Annotated in this window: 11 protein-coding genes; 2 read left to right on the top strand and 9 right to left on the bottom strand. The window is 60.5% G+C overall.

Annotated features, from left to right (window positions below; genetic code table 11):
• The first annotated feature begins 79 nt into the window (after positions 1–79).
• Positions 80–1036: a hypothetical protein gene (locus tag AB5164_RS05070; RefSeq protein WP_368142787.1), complete on the top strand. Its 957-nt coding sequence runs from the start codon at positions 80–82 to the stop codon at positions 1034–1036.
• On the opposite strand, the gene AB5164_RS05065 is transcribed toward AB5164_RS05070, so the two are convergent.
• The 7 genes from AB5164_RS05065 to AB5164_RS05035 form a co-directional block, all read right to left on the bottom strand.
• Positions 1033–1653, bottom strand: coding sequence for a response regulator transcription factor (locus tag AB5164_RS05065; protein ID WP_138375254.1), 621 nt, complete (start codon positions 1651–1653; stop codon positions 1033–1035). The two genes, AB5164_RS05070 and AB5164_RS05065, sit on opposite strands and share 4 nt — an antisense overlap.
• Complete coding sequence (locus AB5164_RS05060) at positions 1650–3143, bottom strand: sensor histidine kinase (protein WP_368142786.1); 1494 nt, start codon at positions 3141–3143, stop codon at positions 1650–1652. The genes AB5164_RS05065 and AB5164_RS05060 overlap by 4 nt, the downstream gene beginning before the upstream one ends.
• 2 nt (positions 3144–3145) lie before the next feature.
• Positions 3146–4945, bottom strand: coding sequence for a histidine kinase N-terminal 7TM domain-containing protein (locus AB5164_RS05055; RefSeq protein WP_368147866.1), 1800 nt, complete (start codon positions 4943–4945; stop codon positions 3146–3148).
• Between the two features lie 253 nt (positions 4946–5198).
• On the bottom strand, positions 5199–5843 hold the full coding sequence (locus AB5164_RS05050; RefSeq protein WP_368142783.1) for a DUF4867 family protein: 645 nt from the start codon (positions 5841–5843) through the stop codon (positions 5199–5201).
• A 144-nt stretch (positions 5844–5987) separates the two neighbouring features.
• Positions 5988–6476, bottom strand: a complete 489-nt coding sequence (locus tag AB5164_RS05045; RefSeq protein ID WP_368136514.1) for an S-ribosylhomocysteine lyase — start codon at positions 6474–6476, stop codon at positions 5988–5990.
• Between the two features lie 103 nt (positions 6477–6579).
• Positions 6580–7554 carry a nucleoside hydrolase gene (locus tag AB5164_RS05040; RefSeq protein ID WP_138374336.1) on the bottom strand — a complete coding sequence of 325 codons (975 nt, stop codon included), beginning with the start codon at positions 7552–7554 and terminating at the stop codon, positions 6580–6582.
• Between the two features lie 30 nt (positions 7555–7584).
• Positions 7585–8547 carry a ribokinase gene (locus AB5164_RS05035; protein ID WP_368142781.1) on the bottom strand — a complete coding sequence of 321 codons (963 nt, stop codon included), beginning with the start codon at positions 8545–8547 and terminating at the stop codon, positions 7585–7587.
• Positions 8548–8733: 186 nt separating this feature from the next.
• On the opposite strand from AB5164_RS05035, the gene AB5164_RS05030 reads away from it, so the two are divergent.
• A complete protein-coding gene (locus tag AB5164_RS05030; RefSeq protein ID WP_368142780.1) occupies positions 8734–10950 on the top strand; it encodes an acyltransferase family protein in 2217 nt (738 codons plus the stop codon).
• A gap of 515 nt (positions 10951–11465) precedes the next feature.
• On the opposite strand, the gene AB5164_RS05025 is transcribed toward AB5164_RS05030, so the two are convergent.
• Together AB5164_RS05025 and AB5164_RS05020 are read right to left on the bottom strand one after the other, a co-directional pair.
• Positions 11466–12662 (bottom strand): Nramp family divalent metal transporter, encoded by a 1197-nt coding sequence (locus tag AB5164_RS05025; RefSeq protein WP_368142795.1) that lies wholly within the window; start codon positions 12660–12662, stop codon positions 11466–11468.
• Between the two features lie 74 nt (positions 12663–12736).
• On the bottom strand, positions 12737–14581 hold the full coding sequence (locus AB5164_RS05020; RefSeq protein WP_368147864.1) for a magnesium transporter: 1845 nt from the start codon (positions 14579–14581) through the stop codon (positions 12737–12739).
• Between the last annotated feature and the right edge of the window lie 369 nt (positions 14582–14950).

Genomic DNA, 14950 nt, shown 5'->3' with positions numbered 1-14950 from the left:
GCCCCTAACTGGTAATGAGCGGGGGATCCGCCGCCCCCGCATTTGCTTCTATGGGTTTCGTTCGATGAAGGAGGACACCATGAAGACAACGTTCAAAAAGTCCGTACTCGCATTTCTGACATGCGTCCTGGCGCTCGCCTTTGCCCTGACGGGCTGCAGCGGCGGCGGCAAGGACCCCAAGGCCAACTTCGTCGGCAGCTGGCAGTACTCGGGTGGAACCTTGGATGGCGAAGAGCTCACCGATGAGTACATGGATATGCTCAAGGAGTGGGGCCTCAACTGCGTCCTGATCCTCGACGAGGACGGCACAGGCGTCCTCGATATGTTCCTTGAGGTCGCCGACCTGAAATGGGAAGCCAAGGACGCCACCACCGTAACGATCACCGCCGAAGATGAATCGCACGACCTGAAGCTCAAGGACGACAAGCTCGTCCTTGAGGTGGAAGGCGACAAGCTTATCTTCACCAAGTCCGACAAGGATCTGTCCGGCACGGTGAAGAAGGATCGCGAGGCGGCCGAGAAGGAAGAGGAGATCGATGAGGCCGTCGAAGACGACGATGTCCAGAGCGTCGAAATCTCCCCCGCCGTCACCGTCGCCGATGACGATCTGTGCACCATCACCATCACCGAGAAATTCAAGGACGACTGGGGCGACATCGGCTTTGTCGTCAACATCGTCAACAAGAGCGACAAGGACCTGACCTTCTACGCTCCTTCCGGCAAGACCAACGTCAACGGCACTATGAAGGAACCCTGGTTCTCGGCTAACCTGATGCCCAGCACCAGCGCCACCGAGGAATTCACGTTCTCGAGCGGCGAGCTTGACAGCCTTGACGACCTCGTCAATACGACCATCGGCATCGACGCCTACCTGACCGATTCCTACGAGGACGTCGCTTCCTACACCGCGACCATCGCGCAACGGCACGTAACATCAGCCGCGGATTGGCGGACACATCCGCGCACTTGCCAGGCGGGGCCGCAGGAAATGATCCCGCGGCCCCGCCGCTTTATGCCGATGCGTAACGAGCGCTAGCGCTCCATGTTGGGAACGATGCTGCCCTCCGTTACTGCGCGCACGGCCAAGCGCATGATGTTGTCGTAGCCGGTCTTATTGAGAATCTCCGAGATGCGGCGTTTGATGGTGCCCTCGCTCATAAACAGCTCGGCCGCGATCTCGCGGCGGCTCTTACCCTCGCAGGCAAGGCGCAAGATCGACAGCTCGACATCGTCGAGGGCCGCCGTGCCCGAGAAGATGCTCTCGGGCGGCTTGGGAAACGTGCAGTAACCCGCCAACGTGGAGCGCATCACGGCGAAAAGCTCGTCGATACCGACGTTCTTGTACACAAAGCTGTCGACGCCCGCCTCGCGCGCCTGGTCCACAAAGGTGATTTCGGGCATACCCGTCATGATAATGACGCGGCACTCGGGCAGTTGTTCTTTGATGCGCGCCGCCGCCACGATGCCGTTGGAATCATGCTCGGTGCATACGTCCATCAGTATCATGTCCGGGCGCTCCTTAAGCACAACGTCCAAGGCATCCGAGGCGTCGGCGATCGCGGCAACAACCGTCATGTCGGGCTGGTCACCGACGGAGCGCGCGAGGCTCTCGCGCAAGATAGCCTGGTCTTCGACGATTAACACGCGAATCATGAACTTCTCCTTTGGACCGTGGCGCTGGAGGCGAGCGGGATGGACACCGTAAGCGTGAAGGGCGGGGCGGTGTGGACTTCCAGGCTGCCGCCCAGATTCTGTGCGACATGCCTCATACCTGGGATACCCGTTCCCTCGCGATACGATACGGGTGCAGGCGCGCCGTCGTTAGAAACGACCATCCACGCAACAGAGCCGTCTTCTGCCCCCTCCTGCCACAGGCGCACATGGACCTGATGGGCCTGTGCATGCTTGGTGGCATTGGTCGAGGCTTCGCGGATAATCTGCAAAAATGCTGCGGCGACACGCGCGTCGTTTGGCAGCTCGCCCTCCACATCGATCTGCACGCTCACCAGGCCAAAGGCATGGACGATATCTCCCAGTTGCTCTGCCGGTTCGGTGTCGCCCCCGCTGCGCAGATCGGCAGCGATTGAGCGCAGCAGCGGGTCGATCTGCTCGAGTGACTCGTCATCCAGGCGCCCCTCCTCCAGATAACGATGGAGGATGGACAGGCGCTGCCCGATCACGTCGTGCACGCGAGCGCGCATACGTAGGTAGGCCGCATTGTCAGCAACTTTTTTGACTTCTTCGATCTGGGCTTGGAGCTCTTGGCCCGCAAGCTCAAGCAGGTGGTTGGCTTGCGCCAGGCGATCATGAGCATGCGCATACTCTGTTACATCCAGGCCGATAATGCGCTCGAAGAGGCGGCCCGAAACCATAACGTCATCGTGCACAAACAAGCGAATCTCGGCGGGAGAAACCTCGACCACCGCCCGCGCCTCACCAAAGCGGTCCAGATTAATCCGCACACGGTTCCTGCTGCTTTCGGGCATTTGCATGCTGAGTTTGCGCAAGTCGTTCCATGTACCGCTCATATCGCCTAGGTCGGTGGGCATATGAAGCTCCACCAGGTTTTTTCGCATGCAGCGGTTCATGAGCAGCGGACGGCCCCTCGGGTCCAGATACAGGATGCCCACGGGAATCACGTTGATGGTTTCGATCGTCGAGAACGCGGTGATATCCTCCTGGCGGTTGCGGACATCCATCAAGAGCGCCGCAATGGAGCGGAACAGGAAAAACGCTCCCTCTGCGATAAGGACCGTGGTCCACGCCGAGCCCATGGCAAGCACCACCGGCGGTGTCACGGCGGCAACGAGCAACAGTTCGGCCAGCATGACGGGGCGACGATAGTGCACCATAAGCACCATGCCGTAGGCAAAGATCACGGCATTGAGCCACAACGCTCCGCCCATTGCCCTGGCGCAAACGTCAAGCGGCGCCACCAGATACGAGCCAGACGACGCGAACAAGATGAGCGCCGAAATAACTAGGTGAAGCACAAGGCTCGCCTCGTAGGCACAAATCACCTTACGGTTATAGGACGAGCGGCGCGATGCGATGAGCGGGACGTGAATCGTCTGCAGACACGCAGCCAGGGCAAAGACAACATCGAGCGCAACGATTTGGGGAAGGATGAGCGAAATCTGCATCGTCACTCACCCGCCCGCGGCATCAAGACGATCATGCGCAGCTGGCCGGGCTCGCCCTCAAGGCGGTATGCCACGTTGCGCCCTTGCAGAGCGCTTTCGAGCTCTTGCGCGGCGGGCGTCTGCGAAAGATCTGCATCATCGTTGGAAAAAAGCGTGGCGCGCAGCTCGACACTGCATCGGTCATGGTCGCCCAAGTGATACATAAGCGCCGGATGGTCGGTGGTGTAGGCAAAAAACGCAAAGTCATACACGCAGTCGTACAGGGCGCTTACCGCACTGGCGTGCATCGGGCGCCGTATGGCGATAATCGAAGCGCAATCGATATCGATGGTGCGCAGGTCGCTTGCGAGCTCGTTGGCAATGAGCTGAATGCGGTCGCGATCAAAACCGCTCTCCCCGTGCTGTGCCAACGTGAGCGACCCTTTGCGCTTGCAATAGGCGACGAGCATCTTGGCTCGCTGCAGCATGCGGTAACGCTCGTGCGAAGACGCTTCATCGGTCAACGGCGGCAGCGAGCTCAGCAGGTCGTACATCCCTTCGAACGCGCGGGCAAGCGCCTGGTCCACGTCTTGAACCAGCAAGGTCTCGGCCTCTTGATCTGCCAGGTGCGTCTTAAGGTCGTAGTCGGCAGCGAGCAGCTCGTTTTGACGCTGCAGCTCCATGCGACGGTGTGCCAGTTCACGGTTAAGCTCGTTGAGATCCGACACGTCTTGGGCAAGCAGGGCCGATCCACCCAGCAGTGGAAAGGCTCGGTACATTACATCGGGATTGGACTCCACGGCAAAGGCATGGGCATGCCCGTGTTCCTGGGCTCGCAGCTCTTCGCACACGCCTACCGGCATTGGCTTTGACACCGGCGTGGCATAGACTTCCTGCAGGTCGCGCGTTAGAACTTTGAGGTCGAGCGGCAAGGTGTCGAAGATGCCGGCGATGTCGTGATATGACGGAATGGCACCGCAATCGAGACAGATTTCCATCGCCACCACACACAAGACGCAATAGATGAGCGAGAAGTTGAGCCTCCATGCCCAGGGCACGCGCAACGCATATGAGATGGCAAAGAACGCGCCGCCCAGCAGCACGAGCGCCGCCGTGCCCGAGAAACGTTGGATGCGAAAGGACGAGGACCGGCCCACCAGGATAAAAAAGGCCACAAAGTTAAAGGCCGTCCACACGAGGACGGCGAAATAACCCCAGCCGTACGTGTAATCGTTGCTCCAGGTGTCGCTTGTACGGTCAAAGTGGAAGACCTGCTGGTGAAAATCGTTGGTGAGCACAAATCCGATAAGCAGGATAGCCATAATCCACAGCGCAGCGCAGTAGCGGCGACCCAGGCGGTGTTGCTCCAGGCCCGCGAGGCGCAGACCACACAACTGGTAGAGCAGCGGAATGAGCGTCATGGGCACGTAGTACAGGTACCACAGCACGGTGGCATAGAACGGCGTGAACGACTTGTACTTGAGAATGACTTCGATCATCCACAGGGCGCAGATGGTGGCGATGGCAACAAGACGGCGGCGCAACACATAGTCCAAACAGCGCAGATAGACCGATACGCCCCAGATCGAAAATGCAATTGCGGCAACAAGCAACGGCAGAGAGCTCGAATGGACGAGCGCATCCACGACCTCTTCGGACACCTCGCTATAGGCGGGCACGGCGTTAGAAAGTTTGGGGTCGAAGGCGAACAGCGCCGGAAAGACTGCCAAAAGCATGAGGAACATCGCGGTGATGACACCGGCGATAGCAAAGACGCGGTGGCGGTACACCTGATGTGTTATGCCAACAAGGAATCGCGGCATGGCGAAGAGCCTGCCGCCCCTGGGATCCGCCACGGGTGCGGATCGGGCGGCCGCATGGCCGATATGTCGCTCGCGGGTACCCATAGTGCTTTTAGTGTACCGACAGATGGGTCGAAAAGCGGGCCGCATGTCCCAAAATCCGCAGACGGGCAAGGCGCCCGGCAGCCTCCCCCGTCTGGCACTTCCCGATATCTGCCCGCCCCAAACCACCGCAAAGGAGACAGGCACCTTTGTGGTGGTTTGGGGCGATGCGCTAGTCCACGGTGATGTCGAGATTTTTGCCGATGAGGCCTACGTAGCCGCCTTCGGCTGCCTTGGGACTGTCAGCATGGCAGAGGACCCACTTGTCGGCCTTCCAGTAGCAGTAGCTGTCGCCGGCCGAGGGCATGTCGGCCGCGACCTCGGGGCGCGGGCCGTTGGTGCCGGCGGGCAGCGCCACCATCACCTGGAAGCCACCGTCGTCGACCATGCACGGCGTGTAGTGGAGCGTGGTGTTGAAGACTTCGACGACCGTACCCGCCGGCACGCGAAACGCCTTGACGCACGCGGTGTCGAGCTTGCCGTCCTCGATCTCCCAGCGATGCGCCACGAGCAGGATAAAGTCGCGAGCGCCCAGGTTGAATTCGCTCGCGCGGTGATACTCCAGGCAGTTGAGTCGTGTATTGTGGCCGTTGCACCAGCCGAGCTGGAAGGGACGGCCACCAAACATGAGAAAGCCAAGCTTGTCGGCATCCTTGACGTCCTCGAGCTCCGGCGCACTTGCAACGTACTTGCTGCCCTCGGGAATGGGCGTGGCAGAGAGCGCCTCGAGCACGGGCGACGTAAGCTCGGACGGAACGTTATCCCAAACGTTGCCATAGGATTTGAACTCGGGATCGTTGACAGAGTAGATATGCATGTTCACTCCTGTTCGTAAATGTGACTATACGAACATTCTAGAACAAACACGAGCGATTTTGAACGCTCGCCCCGACCAATCAACAAAAAGGCGCCCCCGCATAAGCGAAGGCGCCTAATGCGCTCGTTTTGGGCGATAAAGCCCTTACGCCTGCTGATAGTGCAGGTGCTCCTCGTCGATATCGGCCAGGTCGCGGTTGAGGTAACGGCGCGCGAGCCAGTTAGCCATGGGAAGGTTCTGGTCCAGGTAGTTGCCGCACTCCTCAGGAGCGGCACCGGGGACATCGCCCTCAAAGTCGGCGACAAACTCGAACAGCTCACGCACGAGCGGCAGGATCTCCTCGCTCGTCACCTCGCCAAATACGACGAGGTAAAAGCCCGTGCGGCAGCCCATGGGGCCAAAGTAGACAATGCGGCTCGACCACTCGGCATGATTGCGAAGGAACGTCGCGCCCAGGTGCTCAATGGTGTGGCACTCGGCGGTGTTCATGACCGGCTCCTTGTTGGGCGTGGTCAGGCGCAGGTCAAACGTGGTGACGGCAGCACCGGTCGCCGGATCGCGGTCGATGCGGCTCACATACACGCCGGGCTCAAGCAGCAGATGGTCAACGGAAAAACTCGCGATGCGCTCCATGGCAGATCCTCTCGGTAGTCAATTTGGGACGAGGCTCTTTTAGCTGGTTCGAATGGTCGCACCAATCATACCAGCCAAAAAAGCTCCGTCCCAAAAAGACAACTTAGCCAAGGACACGGGCCATACGCGTTTTGAACTCGGACAGGAAGCGCGGAGCATCCACGGTCAGTGCCACAAGCGCGCTCTTGTCCGGATCGGACAGGCGGCGCTCATCGCAGATGGTGCGACCGCGGTACTCACCCAGCAGATCAACACGCAGGTTGCAGCCGAGCGCACCTACGAGCGTGGGGTCGATCGCCACGGCAACGGCCAGCGGATCGTGCAGCGCACAACCACCCAGGTAGGGTGCGTTCATCTCGTACGAGCCAATGTAGTGCTCAACCATGCTCGCAAATGCGCAGCCAGCCATAGTGCCCGAGCCCGTCCAGCCGGCAATGTCGCGGCGTGTGAGCACCACGCGATGCGTCACGTCCAGACCCACCATGGTGAGCTTACGGCCCGAGCGCAGCACCGCGTCGGCTGCCTCGGGGTCGCTCGCCATATTGGCCTCGGCGCCCGCGCTCACATTGCCGGGCACGGTAAGGGCGCCGCCCATCACGACCACGCGGCCGATGGACATCATCGCCGCCGCATCGCGCTCCAGGGCGAGCGCCAGGTTGGAGAGCGGGCCAGTCGCTACGTAGACCAGATCGGGACCATAGGTGCGCGCGGCATCGATCAGATAATCGACCGCAGCGTTGCCGTCGGCCGAGGTCGCCCCCACCGGCTCGTAGGGCGACGCGGGCACGCTCGCGCCGCCGATGCCGTTCTTGCCGTGAATGAGCGCGGTGGACGCCGGCGGCGTATAGGGCTCAGTCGCCTGCAGAGGACGGTCGGCACCCAGGTACACCGGAACCTCGGGGCGACCCAGCAGATCGAGCACCGCAAGGCAGTTGTGCGCCGATTGCTCGACGCGCACGTTGCCAAAGCACGTGGTGATGCCCACGAGCTCCACCTCGGGGCTCGCGATGGCATAGGCCAGCGCCATCGCATCGTCCACACCCATATCCAGATCAAGGATCAGCTTCTTGATTGCCATTGTTCTACTCCGCTTCTCCGTCTTTATCGTTTAACCAAACCAATGTTCAACTTCGGCGCGCGTGGGAATCGATTGCTGAGCGCCCAGGCGCGACACCGTCACTGCCGAGGCGCGAGCACCCGCGGCCATGCACTCAAAGAGCGGCAAGCCCTCTAGGCGAGCCGCCGCCAACGCGCCGATAAACGTATCGCCGGCGGCCGTGGTATCGACTACCGTACTCGAAAGTGCCGGCATGCGCAGCAGCTCACCGCCATCGCCGAGCGTAACCGAGCCGGCACCGCCCAACGTGATGACCGCAGCCCCGGCACCCTTGTCGAGCAGCGCATTGAGCGCGGTGACGCAACTCACATCATCCGTGGGCAGAATGCCCGTCAGCACCTGGCACTCGGTCTCGTTGGGACAGACCAGGTCGACCGCAGGCCAGACCTCCGCAGGCAGCTCGCAGGCAGGCGCTGGATTAAAGACCGTATAGAACCCCAGCTCGTGAGCGCAAACAAGCGCCTCGGCCGTCGCCGCAAGGTCACATTCGCCCTGGGCGATAAAGACGCTTCCGGCAGCCGGGGCAATCTCGCTGGCGCCGCCGTCGAGCTCATGGGCCACCAGACGCCTCAGCGCGCAGGCAACGTCCGCGCCCGCAAGCGCATGGTTGGCGCCCGGTGACAGTATGATGCGGTTGTCGCCCTCGCAGCGAATGATGGTCGCCGTTCCCGTCTCCACGTCATCGCGATGCACTACAAAGTCACAGTCCACGCCGGCGCCTTGGAGCCCCGCCACGAGCGACGCGCCGAACGCATCGCGACCGACCGCGCCGATCATGTGCGTGCACGCGCCCATACGCGCGGCAGCTACGGCCTGATTGGCGCCCTTGCCGCCGGCGTTGGTGATAAACCCGCTGCCGCCGACGGTCTCGCCCGCACGCGGTATGCGCTCGCACGCCACCGAAAGGTCCATGTTCATGCTGCCGAACACCGCAACGATGCCGCGATCTGCCATGGAAACCTCCTCATCTGCGGGCTTTGCACCCACCGTCGACCGTCGATTGCGCGCCTTCGCACCTCTATAACTTTAGTTCACTTTGATGTGAACGCACCCTTGAGGTTGCGCCAGCAGCAAGCATTCACAGGAGCAGGCAGCTACAATGAATACGTGCTGATTATTCTCGTCATTGGATGATGTTTTATGGAACAATTCTCGCAATCGGGCTCGCGCGGTCGACGCCGCACGGGCAACGAGCCGGCGCCGCACGAACGCGTGAAGGGCGAACGCCGTGCCAACGAGCCGCGACGCACCGCGAGCCCCCATCGCGCTTCTGCCAACAACGCGGGCCGCGCCAACACTCCCACCGCAGAGCAGACGCCTGCTCGCCCCAAATCCCGCTACATCCCTGCCCTTGACGGCCTGCGTACGCTTGCCGTCGTCGCAGTGGTGCTCTATCACCTTAACCTCACGTGGGCGCAGGGCGGCCTGCTTGGCGTCACGATCTTCTTTGTGCTTTCGGGCTATCTGATCACGCGCTTGCTGCTCAACGAAGTCGCTAAGACCGGACGCATCGACCTTAAGAGCTTCTGGATTCGCCGCATCCGTCGCCTGGTCCCCGCCGTGGTGACCGTCGTGGTGGTAACCTGCGCGCTGTGCACTCTCTTTAACCACGTGATGCTCACCAAGATGCGCCCCGATATCCTGCCGTCGCTGCTGTTCTTCAACAACTGGTGGCAGATTGCCCAAAACATCTCGTACTTCAATGCTCTGGGCGACCCCTCGCCGCTCACGCACTTTTGGTCGCTTGCCATCGAGGAACAGTTCTACCTGATTTGGCCGCCACTGCTGTTTGCCATGGTATCCATGCATGTGAGCAAACCCAACACGCGCCGCGTGGTTCTGGGCCTTGCCATGGTATCTGCCCTAGCCATGATGGTGCTTTACAACCCTGCCGCCGACCCCAGCCGCGTGTACTACGGCACCGACACCCGTGTGTTCTCGCTGCTGCTGGGTGCCTGGATGGCCTTTATCCCCGATCGCGACCTGGCGCCGGTGCGTCTCGCTCATCGTTTGGGGCTCAATCGCCTGGCTGGCGCCGCCAAGCACGGCAAGAACGCCGAGGGCAAGCCTGGCGAGAAGGCCGACGAAGCAGCCGAGACCGCCCCGGCACAGCCGAGCGCCCTCGTGCGCTTTTGGTCCTCGCCCGCATCCATCGATGTGTTGGGCGTCGTGGGTCTGGTTGGCCTTGCCGCCATGGTCGCGCTCACCAACGGCTACACCGCCTTCCAGTATCGCGGAGGCACGCTGCTGTGCTCGATCCTCACGCTCATGGTCATTGCCGCCTGCGTGCAGCCCCAGGGCATGGTCACACGAGCCTTGGCCGCCGAGCCGCTCGTATGGATTGGCAAACGCTCCTACAGCATCTACCTGTGGCACTATCCGCTGCTGCTCCTCATGAACCCGGTCGCCAACATCAACGATACACCGTGGTGGCAGTACATTTTGCAGGTGCTGTTGGTGGTCGCCGTGGCCGAATGCTCATATCGCTTTATCGAGACGCCGTTTAGAAAGGGCGCCTTTGGGCGCACCGTATCCGAGTTCCGCGACGGCACCGCCACGCCCGCCAACTGGGTGCGCGCGCACGTCCCTGCCTGCGCAACCTGCGCTGTCGTGTTGGTCGTTGCACTGGGCGGCCTGGTCTTTGTGCCCGAGACGTCTGCGCTGAGCGGCGAGGGTGCCGAAGTTCTGAACAAGGAAGCCAAAAACACCGCGCCCACCGACCAGCAGGCGGCCGACGACACCGACAAGGACAACGACGGCTTCCCCGATGGCTCCTACGATCTGCTTATGATCGGCGACTCCGTGTCGCTGCGCGCCGTTGATTCCTTTGACGGCGTGTTCCCGCACAGCCATATCGATGCCGAAAAGGGCCGCCAGTTTGATGCGGGCCGCGCGACATTTGAGGGCTATATCCAGCAGAACCTTGCCGGCAAGATCGTGGTCTTTGCCCTGGGCACCAACGGTTTGGTAACGGATGACCAAATCGACGCCATCATGGCCGATGCAGGAGATAAGCGTATTGTGGTGTTTGTGAACACGCGCAGCCCGCAGCCGTGGGTTGGCTCTACCAACCAGGCCATCGCCAACGCCGCTACGCGCTACAAGAACGTACGCGTTATCGACTGGTACGGATACAGTGCCAACCGCAACGACCTGTTCGATGGCGATGGCACGCATCTATCGACCACTGGCGTGACTGAGTACCTCAACTTGATCCACGATGCCGTCAAGAAGGACCTGCCCGTACACCCCGAGGATCACGTCAACGATCCGCAGCCGGCAGCCGTCAAGTCTGCCACCGACGCACTCGTCAATGCGCTCGCTCTCAAGCCGCACAAGCTGGGCACCGACAAGTAACCTGCAGCGCAAACTTCCCACATCCGGAGGGGGTGTCTGCCACGGCAGACACCCCCTCCGGCAGTTAGGGACACTCCTGGCGCAGCCAATGAAGACCTCTACGGATGAATTCCAGGCCGCTCCGTCGCTCCAGACATCGTTTCCGCGCCTCGTGCCTGCCCCAAACAATCAAAACAAGCCCTTTTCGCCGCACCCTCAAAGGTCTGTGGGCAAAAAAGGGCAAATATGAGTACTGTTACCATTTTAGTAGCAGGCAAAACCACCCAAAATGACGTCCGAGCGACCCCTACAACCCCCTAAAGCAGCCAACCTGACTGGTTTAAGGCGATTGGAGCCAATTTTAATGAACATACTAAAGGCTATGTTCATTATCTTTTAGGATGTAAATGCTATTCACTTAGCAACAGTACTCATATTTGGCATTTTTTGTCCATTGCTATATAACTAACACCCTATAGCAGACAAAAACAGACCGCAGCCCATCGCTGCGGCCTGTTCGGAAGCAAAAGTGGGCGTTAAGCGCTGTAGCCCATCGCCTGCAGGACAAACATGACGACCGTGAGCACCGTAATCACGGCGATAGTCGCCCAAGTGAGCACGTTCCACACGCGGCCGTTGCGGTTGGCACCCATAATGTGGCGATCCGCCGCGATAACCACCTGGAATACCAAGACTACAGGCAGTAGCACGCCATTGATGACCTGCGAGGTCATCATAATCTGGAACAGATCGACGCCAGGCATAAGCACCAACACGGCAGAAATGCCGATGATGGCCGTAATGATGCCGCGATAGACCGGGGCCTCGTCCCAGCTGCGGTCGGCACCGCGCTCCCAGCCAAATGCCTCGCAGATAGCGCTCGACGTAACGCCCGGCAGCACGCAGGCGGCCAAGAAGCTCGCCGCGACCAGGCCCGAGGCAAACAGTACCGTGGACCACTGACCCGCAATAGGCTCCAGCGCGCGGGCAGCATCGGCGGCATCGCTAATCTGAATACCCGCCGGGAACAATACCGTACCGGTCGTGATGATAATAAAGCCGGCAATGATATCGGCGGCAAGCGAGCCGCTCGCAGTATCGATGCGCTGCAGCACGATATCGTCCTCGCCCGCGTTCTTATCGACCACGTTGTTCTGCGCCAAGAAAATCATCCACGGCGCGATGGTGGTACCGATCGTTGCGACCACGAGCGACACGTAGCTGGGGTCATTTTGAATGTTAGGCACGACCAGGTCGACCGCGACCTCACCCCAGTTGGGGCCAGCCATAAACGCGGCGACAATATAGGTCACGAACACGCAGCTTACCAGCAGCAGAATCTTCTCGATGCGCTGGAAACTACCCGACATGGTAAGCATCCACACCAGCAGCGCCACCAACGGCACCGAGATGCTCGCCGGCACGCCAAAGAGAGCAAGGCCGCTGGCGATACCCGCAAACTCCGAAATGGTCACAGCCGTGTTGGCGATCAACAGCGCCGCCATAGCAAGTACACTCTTGCGCACGCCAAAGCGCTCGCGGATGAGCGATGCCAGGCCCTTGCCCGTGACGCAGCCGCAGCGCGCCGCGGTCTCCTGCGTCACGATGAGCAGCACAGTCATGACGGGAAGCATCCAGAGCATCTTGTAGCCATAGCTGGCGCCCGCACTGGAATACGTTGCAATGCCGCCGGCGTCATTGCCCGAAAGCGCCGCCAGCAGACCGGGGCCCATAGCGCCAAAGATGGCCGCGATGGTCAACTTTTGCTTGGTGCCCGACTTTTGCTTGGTATTTTGCACGCGACCACCTAACCAATGACCGACATGGTGAGCAGCACCGCAGCGGCGCAGTACGCTACGCACGAGATCATGACGGCAATAACGTTCATGGCGGTGCCCGACGTGTTGAGGTCATGCTCGTCACGCCAGAACAGCACCATCAGGTAAATCACGGCGCTCATGTTGCCAACCAGGCAAATGATGGCAGCGATATTAAAGCACCCAGTAAAGAGTTGCTCCTCAAACATAGGGGCATCGAGGAACGCGGCAGTGCGCACCAGCTGCGCGCACAGGTAAGTAACAAGCGAAAGGATCAGGCCCATACCCGTGCTCTGGAAGAAGAATCCCAGGTACGGTTTGGGCTCGTCGTCGTGACCGTCATACTCCAAGAAGTAGTTCTTGACGAACGACACCATGCGCGAGGCAGCAAGCAGCACGAGCGGCATGGCGCACATGGGGAACACCACCAGATGCGCGGAGCCGAGCGCCGTCCCCAGCACCGTTGCCATGATGCACGAGGCAATGCCCCACACGACAACCCAGTACTGGCGATGCACGAACCAGCTGAGCACGTTCGTCGAGTCGTCCGACGCGCTATCGCCCGAGCCGACACCGGCGATCTGCAGGTCCTCCTGATGCTCCTCGGCGATAACGTCCATGGCGTCGTCGAAGGTCACGATGCCCAGGATATGACGGTTCTCGTCGCAGACAGGGATGGCAACCAGGTCGTACTTGGTCATCTCGTCCGTCACGTCTTCCTGGTCCTCGTCGGGCGACACGTAGACCAGGTCGCGATAGGCGAGCTGGCCCAGCGTGGCATCGCGGTCGGCCACGATCAACGTGCGCAGCGAGAGCACGCCGGTGAGCATGCCGCTCGGATCCTCGGTATAGACGTAATAGACACTCTCGAAGTCCTCATCGAGTTTGCGAATCGCCTCGATGGCATCGCCGACCGTCGCCGTGGCGGGCAGCGAGACAAACTCCGAGGTCATGATGCGGCCGGCGGTGTTGTCCTCATAACCCAGCAGGTTACGAATCGCCTTCTCCTCCTTGACGCCCATCAGGCGCAGGAGCTTCTCGGCCTTCTCGTAATCGAGCTCGTCGATCAGGTCGGCGGCGTCGTCCGGGTCCATCATGGCCAGCATCGACGATGCGTCCGTGTCGGACAGGCCCTCGAGCATCTCGGTCATAAGCTCGTCGTCATCGAACTCCGAGATGGCCTCGGCGGCCTGGGCAGTATCGAGCTGCGCAAACACCTGCGCACGTAGGCGCGGGTCGAGCTGCTCGATGATGTCGGCAATGTCGGCAGGGTGCAGCTCACCAAGCGTCTTGTGCGACACCGAGAGCTGGATGTTCTTAGTCGAGCGATCGAGCAGGTCCATGTAAGACCAGGCAATAATGTCCTCGCTGAGCGGCTTGCCCAGGTGCTTCATAAAGCCCTCGACGACATGCTCGAGTGTGGGGCTGATCGCGCGCAGCAGACCGCGGGCGCCAACTTCGGCACCCAGTAGGCGCAGCTGATTTTCGCCCGACATGGAAAACTTGATGTCGTTTACGCGCACGACCTTCATGCCCTGCGTGTCGACAATTTGCTTGTTAAGCACGTCGCGGGCGAGTAAGAGTTCGGTCGGCTGCAGGTACGAAAAACGGATTTCGGTGGCCGATGTCTTAAGGTGTACACCCGTCTCGTCGATACGGTCGACCCATTTGCGCCAGCTGATCATAAACGGCGTCTTGCCGGGACCGCGGAACGCGAGCGACGTCACGTGCGGAAAAACTTCGCCGGTAGCAATACCAAAATCGTTCACCACGCCGAGCTTTTCTCCATCGACGTCCAAGACCGGCAATTTGAGCATCTCACTCAGATAATTCAATGGTGCTCCCCATCATTATTCCTCCGGACGCGGCCGCATGTGCGACGTCCGGGGGCTTCTGGATATGTATACGCATGCGCGGGCGGCACGCCGCTCGACGCTTACACCCCGTGCATGCGCAAAAAGCACCTGCATGGGGTCATCGACTGTATGGTCGAGGTTTGGATTTCACCTGTAACCTTTCTCTTGACCCTCATTAACCGCAGTAACTATAGCATCAGCATCGCCCTGCGGCATCGAATTTATGCGCTGCACATTGCAGGCATACCAAACGCTGACGCATCCGTGACATAGTCATTGGGTGTTCCTATAGTTTTGTCAACCGTCGGGGCTACTCCCGGTAGGGCACCCGGTCGCGCATCACGGCGT

Origin of the sequence: Collinsella aerofaciens, from assembly GCF_040915425.1 — a bacterium.
Lineage (GTDB): Bacteria > Actinomycetota > Coriobacteriia > Coriobacteriales > Coriobacteriaceae > Collinsella > Collinsella aerofaciens_BW.
The sequence above is the reverse complement of the archived record's forward strand: the minus strand, read 5'-3'. Positions and strand labels throughout refer to the sequence as shown.

Bases quoted from the DNA above. Each gene is read 5' to 3' on its own strand.
- AB5164_RS05070 (WP_368142787.1), top strand. From the start codon at position 80: ATGAAGACAACGTTCAAAAAGTCCGTACTCGCATTTCTGACATGCGTC.
- AB5164_RS05065 (WP_138375254.1), bottom strand. From the start codon at position 1,653: ATGATTCGCGTGTTAATCGTCGAAGACCAGGCTATCTTGCGCGAGAGC.
- AB5164_RS05060 (WP_368142786.1), bottom strand. From the start codon at position 3,143: ATGCAGATTTCGCTCATCCTTCCCCAAATCGTTGCGCTCGATGTTGTC.
- AB5164_RS05055 (WP_368147866.1), bottom strand. From the start codon at position 4,945: ATGCCGCGATTCCTTGTTGGCATAACACATCAGGTGTACCGCCACCGC.
- AB5164_RS05050 (WP_368142783.1), bottom strand. From the start codon at position 5,843: ATGCATATCTACTCTGTCAACGATCCCGAGTTCAAATCCTATGGCAAC.
- AB5164_RS05045 (WP_368136514.1), bottom strand. From the start codon at position 6,476: ATGGAGCGCATCGCGAGTTTTTCCGTTGACCATCTGCTGCTTGAGCCC.
- AB5164_RS05040 (WP_138374336.1), bottom strand. From the start codon at position 7,554: ATGGCAATCAAGAAGCTGATCCTTGATCTGGATATGGGTGTGGACGAT.
- AB5164_RS05035 (WP_368142781.1), bottom strand. From the start codon at position 8,547: ATGGCAGATCGCGGCATCGTTGCGGTGTTCGGCAGCATGAACATGGAC.
- AB5164_RS05030 (WP_368142780.1), top strand. From the start codon at position 8,734: ATGGAACAATTCTCGCAATCGGGCTCGCGCGGTCGACGCCGCACGGGC.
- AB5164_RS05025 (WP_368142795.1), bottom strand. From the start codon at position 12,662: ATGGGCCCCGGTCTGCTGGCGGCGCTTTCGGGCAATGACGCCGGCGGC.